Source organism: Lacinutrix sp. MedPE-SW (assembly GCF_001874145.1).
Lineage (GTDB): Bacteria > Bacteroidota > Bacteroidia > Flavobacteriales > Flavobacteriaceae > Lacinutrix.
The window spans coordinates 256246-272905 of record NZ_MPCX01000001.1; the positions used below are offsets into that span (position 1 = coordinate 256246).

Sequence of the window (16660 nt, forward strand, 5' to 3'; positions counted from 1 at the left end):
TTAATGATAGATTTTCAAGAAGTTATAAATGAGATTTATAGTGATTTAAAAACCACTAAAGACAAAGGTACTGTAGCTTCTTACATTCCAGAACTAGAAAAACAAAGTGCTTCTAATTTTGGTATATACTTAAAACATTTAGGCGGTAAAGATTACCACGCTGGAGATTGGGATGTACCATTTTCTATACAAAGTATTTCGAAAGTATTAGCTCTATCTAAAGCTATTACTTTCGAAAATAAAAATCTATGGCAACGTGTAGATGTAGAACCATCTGGAAACCCGTTTAATCACTTATCGCTTTTAGAACAGGAAAACGGCATACCTAGAAACCCACTTATAAATGCTGGTGCTATTGTTATTGCAGATATTTTAGTAACACATTTAAAAAATCCCAAAGAAGACTTTTTAAATTATGTTAGAGAAATTACAGGCGATCAAACTATAGATTTTAATTTAAAAGTTGCCGCGTCTGAGAAGCGTACTGGTTTTAATAACTATGCAGCTGCAAATCTTTTAAAAGCATACAATAATCTCGACAATGATGTAGAAGAGGTTTTAGACTTTTACTTTCACCAATGCGCAATAGAAATGAGTTGCAAGCAACTGGCTAATGCTTTCTATTTATTTACTCACAGAGGAGAATGTATAAATAAAACAAAGCACCTTACATTAAATCAAGTAAAACGTATTAACGCAATTATGCTTACCTGTGGTTTTTATGATGAAGCTGGAGAATTTGCTTTCGAGGTTGGTTTACCTGGGAAAAGTGGTGTTGGTGGCGGTATTGTTGCTCTTTTACCTAACGATTTTGTAATTGTTACTTGGGCACCAGGATTAAATGAAAAAGGAAATTCTTTAATAGGAATGCAAGCTTTAGAACAATTCACTACAAAAACAAAACGTTCTATTTTTTAATAGTAAATAGTATTAATGAAGCACGAAATAGATAAGAAACATAGAATTTTAATAATTGGAGCCAGTGGTTTTATTGGCGAAGCAATTTATAAAGAACTATGCTCCTATTTTAGAACATTTGGCACTTATAGAACAGACAATTATAGCTTTGATAAAAACCAGCATTACTTTCAATATAATGTTGAAGAAGATGATATTTTCGAAATTTTAGAAGCCTTAAAACCAACTGTAATTATTTCGGCACTACGCGGAAATTTTTCAGCACAAGTATTAGCACATTCGCATATTATAGAATATATAGTAGCAAATAATGCACGACTTTTGTTTCTATCTTCAGCAAATGTATTTGATGCCTATAGCAAATTCCCAAGCTACGAAAACGACAAAACATTAAGCCATAGCATGTACGGCCATTTTAAAATTAAAATTGAAAACATGCTGCTTAGACTACCAAAAGAATATACAACCATACTTAGATTACCAATGGTTTTTGGTGCACAATCACCAAGAATTAAAGAAATAAAAGCCTTTATAAAAGAAGGTTTACCAATAGAGGTATTTCCTAATCTGGTAATGAATGTTACTACAGATACTAAAGTAACACAACAAATACATTACATTATTAATCGCAATAAACATGGTATTTTTCATTTAGGAAGTAATGACCTTGTACATCACGACGATTTTTTTAAAGAAATTATACAAAGTTTAGGATACAGTAAACCATCGTTAAAAAACGTATACACTACAAATAATGAACGCTATTTAGCAGTAATGAGCAAACACAATAAGTTACCAAAACATTTGCAACTATATAGCAACGAAATTTTAAACGAATTAGAAGTTTAATACTTTTAAATTATTAACTTAGGCTTATAAATTTAAAAAAATTGAAAATGTCTAAGCTTACAGAAACAGAAATAGAAAAACACCTGCAAAACCTTCCTGGTTGGAATTTTAAAGATAATGCTATCCATACAGAGTTTGAATTTAAAGATTTTAAAGACTGTTTTAGTGTTATGTCTCGTATCGCTTTTGAGTGCGAAGCATTAAACCATCATCCAGATTGGGCAAACGTTTACAATACATTAAACATCTCATTATCTACACATGACGAGAATGGTGTTACTTTAAAAGATATTGAATTAGCAAAAGCAATTGAAGATATTATAGACGAACAAGAGTAATAAAAAAGACTAAAACTTTATAAATAACTCTTTTTTTGTACTTTACGGTTTTTACTGTTATCCCTTAAATGATTAAAAAACTAACACTTCTTTTTTTCTTTTTTTGCTCTCTTTTAAGTTTTTCGCAAGACAATTTGCACTTTTGTGAGCAAATAAATGCACTACAAAACCTAATTAATGCAAAACATTATTCTGCAAAAAGCCTTAATGATAGTACATCTCAAGGTATTTTTAAATTATTTATTAAAATTTTAGATCCTGAAAAAGACTATTTTCTAGAAAGTGATATTTTAAAATTTAAAACAGAAGAACTAAAATTCGATAATTATATTTCAAATTCAAATTGCCAATTTCTAAATAATTATGCACTAGTTTTAGAAAAAAGAATACATACTTTAAAAAAGAAAATTGAAGCATTAAAAAACGAACCTCTTGATTATTCTGGAAATTTAACGCTGCAATTTACGCCACGTAAAGACTTTAGCTATAGTAAAACTGAAAGTGCCCAAGAATTAAGATTAAAAAAAAGAATTAGTTATAAAATAATTTCAAAATTAATTGAGGAGCAAAAAGATATTAATACCATAGAAGCTAATTTTAATACTTTAGAAGCAGAAGCCAAAACTAAAGTTATAAATAACGAATTATGTTTATTAGAAGAGTTTTTAAATAAAAGTAATGGCATTTTGCGCTTTGCAGAAGAAGCCTTTTTAAATGCAATGGTTCAAGTTAACGATCCTAACTCAACTTTTTTTAATAATACCGAAAAAACCACTTACGAAAACCAACTATCAAAAAGTATACAATCCTTTGGTATAATAACACAAAAAAATAATACTGGAGATATTGTAGTTGCACATATAATTCCTGGAAGTTCTGCATTTAAAAATGGTAAAATTGAAGAAAATGATGTTATAAAATCCTTAACTTCAAACAAAAACAGTCTAGAAATACTTTGCGTTTCTAATCAAGATGTAAATATGTTTTTAGAAGACGAAAACAATCAAAAAGTCACATTCTCTCTAAAAAAGAAAAATGGAACACTGCAAAACATTACACTAGTAAAAAGTAAAATTAATGTTGAAGATAATGCTGTAAGAGGCTTTTTATTAAATTCAAATAAAACAATAGGCTATATAAAAATACCCAGTTTTTATACAGATAGAGAATCGCCTAACGGTCAAGGTTTAACTAGTGATATTGCAAAAGAACTTTATAAACTTCAAAAAGAAAATATTAGTGCATTAATTCTTGATTTACGTTTTAATGGTGGTGGATCTATGCAAGAAGCTATAGCATTATCTGGTATGTTTATAGATCGTGGCCCAATTTCAATAATACAATCTAAAGACAATAAAAATTTTACAATTAGAGATAATAAAAGAGGCCAATTTTTTAACAAACCATTACTTATAATAGTTAATGAATTTAGTGCATCAGCTTCAGAGCTTTTTGCAGCTGCAATGCAAGATTATAATCGTGCAATTATAGTTGGTTCTCAAACCTATGGTAAATCTAGCGCACAATTAATTCTTCCGCTTAGCGTCAATAAAAATCACGGTTTTAGTAAAATAACAACAGATGTTTTTTATAGACCAACAGGTAAAAGTCATCAATCCATAGGTGTTATACCACATATAACGTTTCCATCGCTATATGATAATTTTAAAACTGCCGAAAGTTTTAAACCTTACGCACTAAAAAACGACTCTACAATCATAAAACTTAAGCATAAACCTTTAAAATTAGTACGGGTAAAAAGTATTGCAGAAAAAAGTAAAGCGCGTTTAGTTTTAGATAGTAACTTCTCTAAAATAAAAGCAACTAATAAAACATTACACAAACTATTATTTAACAAAGGTGAAAAATACCCATTATCCTTAAGAGGTATTGCTCTTGAAAAAGAAAATCGAAAAAAAATAATGGATTATGTGTTTAATAGTGATGCAAAAGCACCTATTCTTTTTAAAACATTTAATACAACATCTACTCAGGAAATTATAAACTTTAATGAAGAAGATAAAGTAGAAAACGAAAAAATAAAAAAAATAATATCTCAGGATATAGTTATAAAAGAATCCCTTAATATATTAATAGATTACCTAACACAAACATCTAACTAACACATGAAAACACTAACAAAATCATGCATAATTTTATTATTTTTTATTTCTTTTCAAAGTAATGCGCAACAATTTAATACCGCTGTAGAATATTTAGAATTCTTAGGAGAAGAACTTGAAACTGTAACAAAAAGCACTTGGAAATACACAAAAGCGGTTGCACACAGTAAAAGCGACCGTAACATTAATAATAAAAGAAAAACACTTATCAAAACTGTAGAAAAAGCTATAAGTAAAATTGAAAAAGCTAAAGCTTATAATAATGATGATTATAAGAGCAATGTTTTAAAACACATACGTTTAAATGAGAGTTTGTTAAAACAAGATTATGCCAAAATAATTGACATGAAAGCTGTTGCAGAACAATCTTACGATTTAATGGAAGCCTACATTTTAGCTCAAGAATTAGCCGATAAAAAAATGGCAGACTCTCAAGCAGAATATGAAGCAAATTTCTATGCATATGCAGCAAAACATAATATCAATATTATTGAAAGTGATAATGATTTAGGAAAGAAAATGACCATATCTAATGCTGTATTTAATCACTCTAATGCACTATATCTAATCTTTTTTAAAGTCTATATAAATGAAGTTTATTTATGGGAGGCTATAAATAAAAACGACGTTAGTGGTATACAACAAAATGCAAATGCATTAAACCAAACTGCAAAAGAAGGCTTAGAAATTTTAAAAACAATAGAACCTTATAAAAATGACAAAAGCATAATTTTAGCTACAAAAGCAGTTTTTGATTTTTTTATAGATGAAACTGAAAATAAAATTCCTGTAATAGCAGATTTTTTTATTTTACAAGAAGATTTTAAAACAATAAAAAACACATTAGAAAAAACACCACAGAAAAAAAGAACTAAACCTCAGGTAGATGCTTATAACAAAAAAATTAAAGAAATAAATAAAGCAGGAACCACTTACAATAAAACAAATAATCAATTAAATTTAGAACGACAAAAAGTGTTAGAAAAACTTGAAACTACAAAGTCAAAGTTTTTAGAGAGACACATACCAAAAGACTAAATTTTAAAGAGATTTTTTTAAATTTGTCAAAATACTATAATTTACTAATAGGTTTTTGTTTTTAAAGCATTTCAAATTAAAATAACAAAAACTATAAAAATATAAATATTTAAATGGGAAGAGCTTTTGAATTTCGTAAAGCACGAAAAATGAAACGTTGGGCTGCTATGAGTAAAGCCTTTACACGTATTGGAAAAGATATTGTAATGGCAGTAAAAGAAGGTGGTCCAGATCCAGATTCTAATTCTAGACTACGTGCAGTAATTCAAAATGCGAAGTCTGTAAATATGCCAAAAGACAATATTGAGCGTGCTATAAAAAAAGCAAGTGAAAAAGGTCAAGGTGATTATAAAGAAGTAATTTTTGAAGGTTATGCACCACACGGTATTGCCATTTTAGTAGAAACAGCTACAGATAACAATACAAGAACAGTAGCAAATGTACGTAGCTATTTTAATAAATGTGATGGTAGTTTAGGTACTTCAGGTTCTGTAGTTTTTATGTTCGACCATACTTGTAATTTTAGAATTAATGCAGAAGGCTTAGATCCTGAAGAATTAGAACTAGAATTTATAGATTTTGGTGCAGAAGAAGTTTTTGCCGATGATGACGGTATTTTAATTTATGCTCCATTTGAAAGTTTTGGAGCCATACAAGCAGAATTAGAAAAACGTGAAATAGAAATATTATCTTCTGGCTTTGAACGTATACCGCAAGTCACAAAAAAAATTACTCCAGAACAACAAGCAGATGTAGAAAAACTATTAGAGAAAATTGAAGAAGATGATGATGTGCAAAACGTGTATCATACCATGGAAGAAAGTACAGAGGCTTAATAAAAAATAAAGCACAAAAAAAAAGGAACTATTTAAAATAGTTCCTTTTTTTATGATTTATAGATTTATACCTATAAACTTAATATTTGTGCCGCATGATCTTTTGTTTTCACTTTATCAATTACATGCTCCACTACTCCATTTTCATCTATTAAAAAGGTTTTTCTATGGATACCATCGTAGGTTTTACCCATAAATTTCTTTTCTCCCCAAACACCAAAAGCATTAATAACTTCTTTATCTTCATCTGCTAAAAGTGGAAATGGGAATTTATATTTTTCTTTAAAATTAGTCTGGCGTTTTTGAGAATCTGCACTAACACCTAAAATCTCATAACCTTCATCTTGTAATGCTTTATAATTATCTGTAAGATTACAAGCTTCTGCTGTACAACCAGGTGTACTTGCTTTAGGATAGAAAAATACTATTAATTTTTTTCCTTTATAATCACTTAATGAAATAGCATTTCCACTTTGATCGTTAACTGTAAAATCTGGTACTTTATCTCCTTGCTTTAATGTATTCATAGTTGTAATTTTGAGTTTTCAATAATTTTTATCAAAAATACAATTAATGACTAAACAAGAAAAGGTTGATTTCGTTATAAATACGTTAAATGAATTATATCCAGAAATTCCTATTCCGTTAGATCACAAAGATCCATACACTTTACTAGTTGCTGTTTTACTTTCTGCGCAATGTACAGATGTAAGAGTAAACCAAATTACGCCTTTATTGTTTGCAAAAGCAGACAATCCTTACGATATGATAAAAATGAGTGTTGAAGAAATAAAAGAAATAATAAGACCTTGTGGATTATCGCCAATGAAAAGTAAAGGCATTCATGGATTGTCTCACATATTAATAGATAAGCATAATGGTGAAGTTCCAGAAAGTTTTGAAGCTCTAGAAGCCTTACCAGCCGTTGGGCATAAAACAGCAAGTGTAGTTATGTCTCAAGCTTTTGGAGTACCAGCTTTTCCTGTAGATACGCATATACACAGATTAATGTATAGATGGAATTTAACTAATGGAAAAAGTGTAGCTCAAACCGAAAAAGATGCCAAGCGTTTATTCCCTAAAGAAACCTGGAACGATTTACACCTTCAAATTATTTGGTATGGTAGAGAATATTCACCAGCTCGTGGTTGGGATTTAGAAAAAGATATTATTACTAAAACTATTGGTAGAAGTACAGTTTTAAAAGCATACAAGAAACTTAAAAAATAATATATTAAGATATAAATAAAAAAATCCTGATTTATTAAATCAGGATTTTTTAGTCTAATTCAGAAGCGCTTCAAACTTCATTTTTTTATAATTTATAACACTTAAAGCCTTGGAATAATTAAGAATGAAACTTACTGTCTCATCTTTTGGGTTCATTTGTTTGTTCGTTTTTGAATTCTTAGAGTAAAGTTTTGCCATGTATTTGTTTGTTTAAAATCAAATATATAACGCAACTTTCTTTCTAATATTGTAAATATTAATTTGTTAAAATAATATTATGTTTTTCTATAATTTTTCGCATGTTAATTAATGCATATCTCATACGCCCTAATGCAGTGTTTATACTAACTCCAGTGCGTTCAGAGATTTCTTTAAAACTCATATCTTGATACATACGCATTACTAAAACTTCCTTTTGGTCGCCTGGTAACTCTTCTATTAAGCGCCTAACATCACTTTCTACTTGATCTTTAATAATTGCTTTTTCTGCGTTTAATGTAGAATCACTTAATACAGAGAAAATGCTAAATTCTCCACCGTTATCAAACTTGGGCATACGATTATTTTTTCTAAAATAATCAATAACAAGATTATGAGCTATACGCATAACCCAAGGTAAAAACTTACCTTCTTCATTATATTTACCTTTTTTTAAGGTACGTATAACCTTTATAAAAGTATCTTGAAAAACATCTTCAGCGACATCTCTATCAAAAACTTTAGAGTAAATAAAACTATAAATACGTTGTTTGTGCCTTTTAATTAAAACTTCTAGTGAAGATTCGTCGCCATTAATATAACTACTTACTAAAGTAGCATCAGATATAAGTTCTTGTCGCATATTATTACTTTTATTGCAGAAGTTAGGGCTTCAGCTTTGGGTTTGTAAAAAAAAAAGTAATATTATACTATAGGCTTGAGAATTAGTTTATTATAATTAGCGTAAATATAACAACAATCATTCCGAAAAAACAAAAAAAAAATAATTTTTAACATTTTATTGCACAATAAACTTTTTTATAAGATGCTATATAAGTATTACCTTTGTTTTTCTTTTAGATTAAAATACCTATGAATATTAAGCTTTCCGAAGTAAATCCTAAACAAAATATTATTATTAAAGGTGCAAAATTGCACAACTTAAAAAATATTGATGTTGTAATTCCAAGAAATAAATTAGTTGTTATTACCGGTTTATCTGGGTCTGGAAAGTCTAGTTTAGCATTCGACACTTTATATGCCGAAGGACAAAGACGCTATGTAGAAAGCCTTTCCAGTTATGCTAGGCAGTTTTTAGGTAGGCTTAATAAACCTAAAGTAGATTATATAAAAGGTATTGCTCCCGCTATTGCTATAGAGCAAAAAGTAAATTCTACAAACCCACGCTCTACAGTAGGAACAACAACAGAAATTTACGATTACCTAAAATTACTTTTTGCAAGAATTGGTAAAACATATTCACCAATTTCTGGTCAAGAAGTAAAAAAAGACACAGTTACAGATGTTTTAAATTATATAAAATCTATTGTTCCTGGAGAAAAACTACTACTTCTCGCTCCTATTCACTTGGAAGAAGGTCGTGAAATGAGTGACAAACTAAAAGCTTTAAATGCACAAGGTTATGCTAGAATTAAAGCTAACGGAGAAGTTTTACGTTTAGATAAAGCAGAAGCTATTACAGAAAATACTAAAGATTTATTTTTAGTTGTAGACAGAATTGTAACTAAAAATGATGAAGATTTTTATAACCGCCTAGCTGATGCTATACAAACTGCTTTTTTTGAAGGTAAAGGCGAATGCTTTATCGAAAAATTAAGCGATAATACCACGCAGCAATTCTCTAATAAGTTTGAGTTAGATGGTATTACTTTTCTAGAACCAAATGTTCATTTATTTAGTTTTAATAATCCTTACGGCGCTTGTCCAAAATGCGAAGGCTATGGCGATGTTATTGGTATAGACGATGATTTAGTAATACCAAATACTGCATTATCTGTTTACGACAATGCTATTTTTCCTTGGCGAGGTGAAAGTATGAGTTGGTACCGTGATCAATTGGTTAATAACTCGCATAAATTCGATTTTCCTATCCACAAACCTTATTTTGAACTTAGTCAAAAAAATAAAGATTTAATTTGGAAAGGCAATAAGTATTTTGAAGGCTTAAATTCGTTTTTTGCAGAATTAGAAAGTAAAGCCTACAAAATTCAAAACCGCGTTATGTTATCCCGTTACAGAGGAAAAACAAAATGTAAAGTTTGCGACGGTAAACGTTTACGACCAGAAGCTAATTACGTGAAAGTTGGTAATGCTACACTTACAGATTTGGTTGAAATGCCTCTAGATAAACTTACCAGCTTTTTTAAACAACTGGAGTTAAACGACCACGATACAACTATTGCAAAACGCTTATTAAAAGAAATTGAAAACCGATTAGAATTTCTATCTAATGTTGGTTTAGATTATTTAACATTAAACAGAAAATCTAACACACTATCTGGTGGAGAAAGCCAACGTATAAACCTTGCAACTTCCCTTGGTAGTAGCTTGGTAGGTTCTATGTATATTTTAGATGAGCCTAGTATTGGTTTACACCCAAAAGATACCGAAAGATTAATTTTAGTTTTAAAAGCATTACGTGACTTAGGAAACACTGTTATTGTTGTTGAACATGATGAAGATATAATGAAAGAAGCCGACGAGATTATAGATATTGGACCAGAAGCTGGTACACTTGGAGGTCAAGTTGTTGCAACAGGAACCTTTAAAGATATATTAGCTTCTAACTCTTTAACAGCACAGTATTTAAATGAATCTTTAAAAATTAAAGTACCAAAAAAACGAAGAACCTCTAAATACAGTATAGATATTAAAGGTGCTCGCGAAAACAATTTAAAAAATATTGATGTTTCATTTCCATTAGGAATGCTAACAGTAATTACAGGAGTTTCAGGAAGTGGAAAAAGTACATTAGTTAAAAAAATATTATATCCTGCAATACAAAAGGAACTTACAGGCTTTGGTGATAAACCAGGACAATTTTCAGAATTAAAAGGGAATTATAGCAACGTAAAACATATAGAATTTGTAGACCAAAACCCTATTGGGCGCTCGTCTAGATCAAATCCTGTAACTTATATAAAGGCATACGACGATATTAGAGCACTTTACAGCAAACAAAAACTTAGTACTATAAGAAATTATGCAGCCAAGCATTTTAGTTTTAATGTAGATGGCGGACGTTGTGAAACTTGTAAAGGTGAAGGTGAAGTAACTATAGAAATGCAATTTATGGCCGATGTGCATTTAGAATGCGAAACCTGTAAAGGTAAACGCTTTAAAAAAGAAGTACTTGAGGTTACTTTTGCCGATAAGAATATTGACGATATTTTAAACATGACAATTGATGATGCCATTGCATTTTTTGACACCAATCATGTTACTAAAATTAAAAATAAATTACAGCCTTTACAAGACGTAGGTTTAGGTTATGTAACCTTAGGTCAAAGTTCCTCTACACTTTCTGGTGGTGAAGCACAACGTATTAAATTAGCATCGTTTTTAGGAAAAGGAAACACTAAAGAAACTGCATTATTTATTTTTGATGAACCTACAACAGGATTACATTTTCATGACATACAAAAACTACTAAAATCTTTTAATGCTTTAATTGAAAAAGGACATTCTATTATTGTTGTAGAACATAATTTAGAACTAATAAAATGTGCAGACCACATTATAGATTTAGGTCCAACTGGTGGAGAAAACGGTGGTAATTTAGTGGCTTTTGGTACACCAGAAGAAATTATAAAAGTAAAAACCTCTGAAACAGGAAAGTATTTAAAAGAAAAATTATAATGTTTTAAATTGCTTTTTAGTATAGTAAAAAAGTAATAAAACCAAGTGCTACAAAAGCTATAGGCATTACAAATATTAAAAAGAAAAAAGTAATTAAAGAACTTTTTAAATAACTTAAAAACCAACCTTGATTATAAAACTTTTTTAATGCAATTACCAAGTATATAAAAGTAGATAGTAATATTAATAAATCTATCCAACCTGGTACTGTAGTTATAAAATCGGCAATTAAAAGAATACTAAATACTACAAACAAATAAGAAAAAAAGTAAAATGTAAATACTAAATGGTATGCATATTTTCCTTTATTATAATAGAAAATTTTTAATAATAATGCGAATATTGGTAAAAGTATAAATAGAGCTATTGGCGTTGCTTTTATCATAGAATTCCAAATGGTTCCTATATTTTGCTCTTGATGAAATTTTAAAACTTGTGGATAGATTATTTTCTCTATCCAGTAAGGGTTTTCATGCATACCCATTTCTAGATAAATATCATTTTTAGGTGCATTAATATCTAATAAAGAATCTACTTTTTTTACATCGTAACCAAAACTAATTTTATTTTTAGATTTACTAAAATCTGTATTTGCAACAATAGAATCTATTACTTTATCATTTTGTCCTGTAAACTGCTGTGTTTTTTTTAAAGTGTTATACAATTCTATTCTATTTAAAGAATCACTTTTTTGAGCTTCTAATTCATTTTTAATTTCTGTAGTTGCTTTATTAAATTCTTGATTTAGTTTTAATTCTTGCTTATTGGTTACAAACGAGAACATAAAAAAGAAAATAAAAGTTACAAACAAGTACAATTGGGCAGGATGTAAAAAAGACAAACGCTTTCCAGCTATAAATTTATTAGCCAAAAAACCTGGTTTAAGCATTAATGGTATAAAACTTTTAAAAAACTTAGAGTCGTAAAGTAAATAGTTATTTATTGTATTGTAAAAGAGTACACCTAAGGTAAGTTCTTCTTTAGATTTCATGCCACACTCTGGACAGTATTTATAACTACTTCTAAAATTAGAATCGCAGTTTTTGCAGCTTTTATATTCTAAAGACATTGGGTTGGTTTCTACATGTAAATATAGTATAAAAAACCAATTTTGAAAAACTTAAACAATAACTAAACTCTATTTAAAATAGGCTGAAACACCTAGTAAAAATAACACTTTTACAGTTTGGCACGTATATTGAAAACGTATATAACAAATCGCGTAGGCTTTTAAGCTTTTCTGAAACGCTCAGAAATACGCATAAATTTAATACCGTAATACTATGAAAAAATTAGTACTATTATTTACAGGATTGTTAATGGGATTAACAACCGTAACAGCAACTGAAAAAAAAGAGAAATCTTTAAATAAAGTTAAACAATTAGAAAATAGAATTAGTAATAACAATTATAATTTTATAGAACCTATTCAATTTATTGAGCGCGGTGTAGAATTTTTAATTTTTCTAGATGGCGCATTCGATTTTAATACAAATATAGAATCTAACCATAATAATTATAATGATGGTTATTATAGAAATACAAACACAAAACGTAGTGGTGTTAATAGAACATTTGGTGCACCAGGAACTCAAGTTACTTACTCTACTCCAAGAAGTCGCGGTGTAATTGTAACGCATGATAACGATGGTAAAGTAAGACGTGTTGGTAATGTATTTGTAAACTATAACCGTTACAACCAGGTAAAACGTTTAGGCAGTGTTTACATGAAATATAACCGTAAAGGGTGGTTAACACAAGTTGGTGGTTTACGTATAAAGTATAACCGTTTCGGGCAAATTATTAAAACAACTGGTTTTGTAAATTTTAGAAATAAACATCAGGGTAATTTAATACAAACTAGTCCTGGTAATCACTCTAATAATCAAGGTAGCAACTGGAATACAAATAACGGTCACTACTATTATAAAAAAGATGGTAAAGTTTTAAAAAAGAAAAAAATTAAAACAGTAAAACCAAAACAATAGATATTTAATTATTTAGAATTAAAAAATCCCATAAACCTAACGGCTTATGGGATTTTTTTTATTGTTTTATTACCTGAGCTAAAAACATAAAGGTGTCTTCAAAACGCTTTAATCTAGGTGTTAGTTTTTCGGCAAATATTAGGTATTGACATTTGTCTATACTTTCTGGAATACGGTTTATTGCTGCAAAATAAGCGCCTTTTTCTGCAAATTCTGCATCTTCTAAAATGTACATTTTTAATTGGCTTAAATCTAAACTATTTAATAAATAAAGCTTGTTTAAGCGTTTTGGCGTAGCTATTAAAATATCTTGACCATAATAAACTTCTTCACGTTGTTGCTCTAAAGTTTGCTCGTCGTAAGCGGTATAAATCCTTAAATCTGTTCGTCTTGTAAATTTTTCAAATTCTTCTTTTAATTTTAAGGCATCAGCTTTAGTTTCAACTAAAATTAAAGCTCTAGGAGCATCACCTATGGCTTTACTTTTTAATTTTTGCATTACACTAATAATAATTGCTGTTGTTTTTCCGCAGCCTTTATTTCCAATACAAAAAACATTTGCACCACCTTTTATAATAGGTATTACTTTTTTTTGAAAAGGTGTTGGAGCTTCAAAACCATTAGTTTCTAAAGCTTCTAAAATTTCAGGATTCAATTTTTTAAAAGACATATTTTACTGCTTAATTATAAGTATACTGCGAAACTACGTGTATTTCTTCGGTTTACAAAACATACACCTTTTCGATTTTGGCACGATGCTTGTAATTTACTTAATATTCAATCTTAAAAACGAATTATTATGAAACATTTAATGTACTTTTTTTCAGCATTACTTTTTACGAGTTTTACTGTAAATGCAGACAATACTAACACGCTAAAATCTATAGAAACCAATACTACAAATGCTTATAGAGGTTATGGTAAATCTTTTATATTTAATGAACAAGGTATAGAATTCTCTGTTTATGCAGATGGTCAATTTGATTTCTATATGCCTAATTATGGTCCAAATGTTGGTGTTTCGGTTAATACCAATAATGTAAATATTAGTTTTAATACGGGTTACGATTATAGCGCTTATGTACAGTATGATGAGTTTGGCGCCGTTATTCAAATTGAAAATACTCCAATATTTTACGACCACTATGGTAGAATTGTACAGGCTGGTGATGTTTTTATAAACTATAATAACAGAGGTTACATTTCTCGTGTTGGAGGTTTATATGTTCACTATAATACATATAATGTATTTTCTCATTATACTGGTTTTATAAATGTTTACAACAGAGCTTATGTTTATAGACCTTGGCATAGATTTTATGCTATTCCTCCTGTAAATTACTGTGTAGTATATAATAGACCATACAGACAATATTATACACCTATTCGTTATAGATACGATAGACCTTATAGAAATAACTACCGTAGAACTACTGCTGTTGCAAGCAGACGAGGAAATACTGTAGTAAGAAATAGAAGTTATGCTTCAAGAACCAATGGCCGCGTTAAAGCAAACCATACAAGAAGAAGTAATGCAAATGTTACAAACTCAAGATCTAGAACGCGTAATAATACGGCTACAGCTCCAAGATCTAGAACAAGAAATAATGCTATTATTAGTGGGCAACGTAATAATAGTAATGCTAAACCTAAAAGGAGTACAACTAGAAAAAGTAATACGCGTGGAAATGTAAGAAGCAATACAAAAGCGGCAACACCAATAACGCGTTCTAGTGTTAGAACCAAAAGTACTAGAACTAAAAATGTAAGGCCTAGTTCTACTAGAACAAAACAAACTAGAAGTGCTGTAAAATCTACACCTAGAAAAAGTAGTAAAGTACAAAGTAAAAGTTCTAGAAGCTCGAGTTCACGTTCTAAAAGTACGTCTAGAAACTCAAGAAACCGTAGAGGTTAAAATATAGAATTTTCTGTATTTACACAGAAAAAATAAAATCCTGTTATAATGTGCTCCCAAAGCATTTTAGCAGGGTTTTTAGCGTTTTATAAGTTTATTTATCAAGCTTGTAACATCTTCTGAAAGATTAAACCTGTACACAATAAAGCCATAACAAATAGCTAGCAACAGAGATTTTACAGCAATATTTAATAAAGAATGAAACCTAAAATCCCAAAAATAAAATGCTAAAACACATGCAATAATTAAACAAAATGTTTTACCTGTTGCTACTGTAAATGGTTGCATTTTCATTTTAAAATGAACAAAGCCTAGTTTTATAATATTATATAAAAATATGGCTAGTGCTGTTGCATAAGAAGCTCCGTTTATACCATAGTTTGGAATAAAATATACATTTAATAAAACGGTAGCTATTACTAAAAACACGCCCATTAATAATACTACTCTATAATAATCACTATAAAATAAAATGGCATTATTATTTCCTAAAATAGTATCAAAAAGTTTTGATATACCTATTACAAAAACAACTATTAAACCCTCGCTATAATCGGTTGGTAAAAGTTTATAAAGTTGATTTATATTTAAAATAATTAGTAAAAAAATAAAGCCACCAATAATAAAAAGGTTTAATGAGCTTTTTCTATAAAGTAGGCTTAACTCTTTATTATTTTTATTATTTAAAAACTTAGCTGTTAATGGGTACGTTATTTGCTGCATTGCTCTAGCTGGCACTCCTATAACTGTTGCAATGTAAATAGCAACACCGTAATACGCTACATTTTCTATGGTTACATATTTACCAATCATGAATTTATCTATTTCTAAAATCATATTGGCTACAGAGCCTGCAACAATTATTAAGGCTGCATATTTTATTATTTTAATTCCGTTATAAATTTTAAAACTTTTAAAAATAGGAAACCTTAAACTAAAGGCATAAGCACTCATAATTAACATTCTAAGTACATAAACGGCAACCATACAAAGTACTAATTCTTCTGCCGTAAGGAGTCCAAAATACAATAGAATTAATAAAATAGTGGTTGTAATTCTATGAAATACTTCTTTCATAAAATTTCCAAAAACACTTTGCATTTGCACTCTACTCCATGCATAAAAAATTTCGAAATATGCAAAGGCTATTGCACTAATAAAAATATACCATGTATAACTTTTTACAATACTATTTTGAGATGACAACCAGTTACTTAAAAAATCGAAAGAAAAATAAGTTATTAAAATCCCAGGAATAATAAGTAACAACGGCAATAACAACATTAAGCTTAAAAAATTGTTTTGAGATTGCCTTGTTTTAAAAGAAGTATAAAATTTTATAATTGTGTTATGTGCACCAAATGCCATGAGTGGCATTAAAATATTTGCCGTAGAAAATATAAATGTTATTAAACCAAAATAGGTATCACTAACAAAATTGGTAAATAAAAACAAGATGTTAATTGCACCAATACCAAAACCAATATAAGTGATTATAGTATTTTTAATAGATTGGTTTACAACTACTCCCATATATTTTTAAAATTTAAAACCTGAAGAATATGCT

Annotated in this window: 15 protein-coding genes; 10 read left to right on the forward strand and 5 right to left on the reverse strand. The window is 29.0% G+C overall.

Annotation, left to right across the window (positions count from 1 at the left end; all coding sequences use genetic code 11):
* Window positions 1–3: 3 nt before the first annotated feature.
* The 6 genes from BM549_RS01140 (at window position 4) to BM549_RS01165 (ending at window position 6102) form a co-directional block, all read left to right on the forward strand.
* Window positions 4–918 (forward strand): glutaminase, encoded by a 915-nt coding sequence (locus BM549_RS01140; RefSeq protein WP_290468569.1) that lies wholly within the window; start codon window positions 4–6, stop codon window positions 916–918.
* Between the two features lie 15 nt (window positions 919–933).
* Entirely contained in the window at window positions 934–1767 is an 834-nt protein-coding gene (locus tag BM549_RS01145) for a sugar nucleotide-binding protein (RefSeq protein WP_290468570.1), read from the forward strand.
* 47 nt (window positions 1768–1814) lie between these two features.
* Window positions 1815–2105 carry a 4a-hydroxytetrahydrobiopterin dehydratase gene (locus tag BM549_RS01150; protein ID WP_290468571.1) on the forward strand — a complete coding sequence of 97 codons (291 nt, stop codon included), beginning with the start codon at window positions 1815–1817 and terminating at the stop codon, window positions 2103–2105.
* 68 nt (window positions 2106–2173) lie between these two features.
* The gene (locus BM549_RS01155; RefSeq protein ID WP_290468572.1) at window positions 2174–4228 is read left to right on the forward strand and encodes a S41 family peptidase; all 2055 of its coding nucleotides are present in this window, start codon (window positions 2174–2176) and stop codon (window positions 4226–4228) included.
* Window positions 4229–4231: 3 nt separating this feature from the next.
* Entirely contained in the window at window positions 4232–5266 is a 1035-nt protein-coding gene (locus BM549_RS01160) for a hypothetical protein (RefSeq protein ID WP_290468573.1), read from the forward strand.
* 113 nt (window positions 5267–5379) lie between these two features.
* Entirely contained in the window at window positions 5380–6102 is a 723-nt protein-coding gene (locus BM549_RS01165) for a YebC/PmpR family DNA-binding transcriptional regulator (protein ID WP_290468574.1), read from the forward strand.
* Window positions 6103–6173: 71 nt separating this feature from the next.
* Here BM549_RS01165 and bcp read toward each other — a convergent pair whose 3' ends face one another.
* Window positions 6174–6629, reverse strand: a complete 456-nt coding sequence (gene bcp, locus BM549_RS01170; protein ID WP_013870997.1) for a thioredoxin-dependent thiol peroxidase — start codon at window positions 6627–6629, stop codon at window positions 6174–6176.
* Window positions 6630–6675: 46 nt separating this feature from the next.
* Between bcp and nth the strand changes: the two genes are divergently transcribed.
* The gene (nth, locus tag BM549_RS01175) at window positions 6676–7332 is read left to right on the forward strand and encodes an endonuclease III (protein WP_290468575.1); all 657 of its coding nucleotides are present in this window, start codon (window positions 6676–6678) and stop codon (window positions 7330–7332) included.
* A gap of 256 nt (window positions 7333–7588) precedes the next feature.
* Here the strand turns inward: nth and BM549_RS01180 are convergent, their stop codons facing one another.
* On the reverse strand, window positions 7589–8173 hold the full coding sequence (locus tag BM549_RS01180) for a sigma-70 family RNA polymerase sigma factor (protein WP_290468576.1): 585 nt from the start codon (window positions 8171–8173) through the stop codon (window positions 7589–7591).
* A gap of 230 nt (window positions 8174–8403) precedes the next feature.
* Between BM549_RS01180 and uvrA the strand changes: the two genes are divergently transcribed.
* Window positions 8404–11190: an excinuclease ABC subunit UvrA gene (uvrA, locus tag BM549_RS01185; protein ID WP_290468577.1), complete on the forward strand. Its 2787-nt coding sequence runs from the start codon at window positions 8404–8406 to the stop codon at window positions 11188–11190.
* A 16-nt stretch (window positions 11191–11206) separates the two neighbouring features.
* Here uvrA and BM549_RS01190 read toward each other — a convergent pair whose 3' ends face one another.
* Complete coding sequence (locus BM549_RS01190; protein ID WP_290468578.1) at window positions 11207–12259, reverse strand: DUF3667 domain-containing protein; 1053 nt, start codon at window positions 12257–12259, stop codon at window positions 11207–11209.
* Between the two features lie 214 nt (window positions 12260–12473).
* On the opposite strand from BM549_RS01190, the gene BM549_RS01195 reads away from it, so the two are divergent.
* Entirely contained in the window at window positions 12474–13178 is a 705-nt protein-coding gene (locus BM549_RS01195) for a hypothetical protein (RefSeq protein ID WP_290468579.1), read from the forward strand.
* Between the two features lie 58 nt (window positions 13179–13236).
* Here the strand turns inward: BM549_RS01195 and BM549_RS01200 are convergent, their stop codons facing one another.
* Window positions 13237–13848: a DEAD/DEAH box helicase gene (locus BM549_RS01200; protein ID WP_290468580.1), complete on the reverse strand. Its 612-nt coding sequence runs from the start codon at window positions 13846–13848 to the stop codon at window positions 13237–13239.
* A gap of 129 nt (window positions 13849–13977) precedes the next feature.
* Here BM549_RS01200 and BM549_RS01205 point away from each other — a divergent pair, with 129 nt between their 5' ends.
* Complete coding sequence (locus tag BM549_RS01205; RefSeq protein WP_290468581.1) at window positions 13978–15093, forward strand: hypothetical protein; 1116 nt, start codon at window positions 13978–13980, stop codon at window positions 15091–15093.
* 78 nt (window positions 15094–15171) lie between these two features.
* Here the strand turns inward: BM549_RS01205 and BM549_RS01210 are convergent, their stop codons facing one another.
* On the reverse strand, window positions 15172–16626 hold the full coding sequence (locus BM549_RS01210; RefSeq protein ID WP_290468582.1) for a lipopolysaccharide biosynthesis protein: 1455 nt from the start codon (window positions 16624–16626) through the stop codon (window positions 15172–15174).
* Window positions 16627–16660: the final 34 nt, after the last annotated feature.

What these genes read in the sequence shown, in the direction of transcription:
- BM549_RS01140 (WP_290468569.1), top strand. Translation starts at nt 4, where the DNA reads ATGATAGATTTTCAAGAAGTTATAAATGAGATTTATAGTGATTTAAAA.
- BM549_RS01145 (WP_290468570.1), top strand. Translation starts at nt 934, where the DNA reads ATGAAGCACGAAATAGATAAGAAACATAGAATTTTAATAATTGGAGCC.
- BM549_RS01150 (WP_290468571.1), top strand. Translation starts at nt 1,815, where the DNA reads ATGTCTAAGCTTACAGAAACAGAAATAGAAAAACACCTGCAAAACCTT.
- BM549_RS01155 (WP_290468572.1), top strand. Translation starts at nt 2,174, where the DNA reads ATGATTAAAAAACTAACACTTCTTTTTTTCTTTTTTTGCTCTCTTTTA.
- BM549_RS01160 (WP_290468573.1), top strand. Translation starts at nt 4,232, where the DNA reads ATGAAAACACTAACAAAATCATGCATAATTTTATTATTTTTTATTTCT.
- BM549_RS01165 (WP_290468574.1), top strand. Translation starts at nt 5,380, where the DNA reads ATGGGAAGAGCTTTTGAATTTCGTAAAGCACGAAAAATGAAACGTTGG.
- bcp (WP_013870997.1), bottom strand. Translation starts at nt 6,629, where the DNA reads ATGAATACATTAAAGCAAGGAGATAAAGTACCAGATTTTACAGTTAAC.
- nth (WP_290468575.1), top strand. Translation starts at nt 6,676, where the DNA reads ATGACTAAACAAGAAAAGGTTGATTTCGTTATAAATACGTTAAATGAA.
- BM549_RS01180 (WP_290468576.1), bottom strand. Translation starts at nt 8,173, where the DNA reads ATGCGACAAGAACTTATATCTGATGCTACTTTAGTAAGTAGTTATATT.
- uvrA (WP_290468577.1), top strand. Translation starts at nt 8,404, where the DNA reads ATGAATATTAAGCTTTCCGAAGTAAATCCTAAACAAAATATTATTATT.
- BM549_RS01190 (WP_290468578.1), bottom strand. Translation starts at nt 12,259, where the DNA reads ATGTCTTTAGAATATAAAAGCTGCAAAAACTGCGATTCTAATTTTAGA.
- BM549_RS01195 (WP_290468579.1), top strand. Translation starts at nt 12,474, where the DNA reads ATGAAAAAATTAGTACTATTATTTACAGGATTGTTAATGGGATTAACA.
- BM549_RS01200 (WP_290468580.1), bottom strand. Translation starts at nt 13,848, where the DNA reads ATGTCTTTTAAAAAATTGAATCCTGAAATTTTAGAAGCTTTAGAAACT.
- BM549_RS01205 (WP_290468581.1), top strand. Translation starts at nt 13,978, where the DNA reads ATGAAACATTTAATGTACTTTTTTTCAGCATTACTTTTTACGAGTTTT.
- BM549_RS01210 (WP_290468582.1), bottom strand. Translation starts at nt 16,626, where the DNA reads ATGGGAGTAGTTGTAAACCAATCTATTAAAAATACTATAATCACTTAT.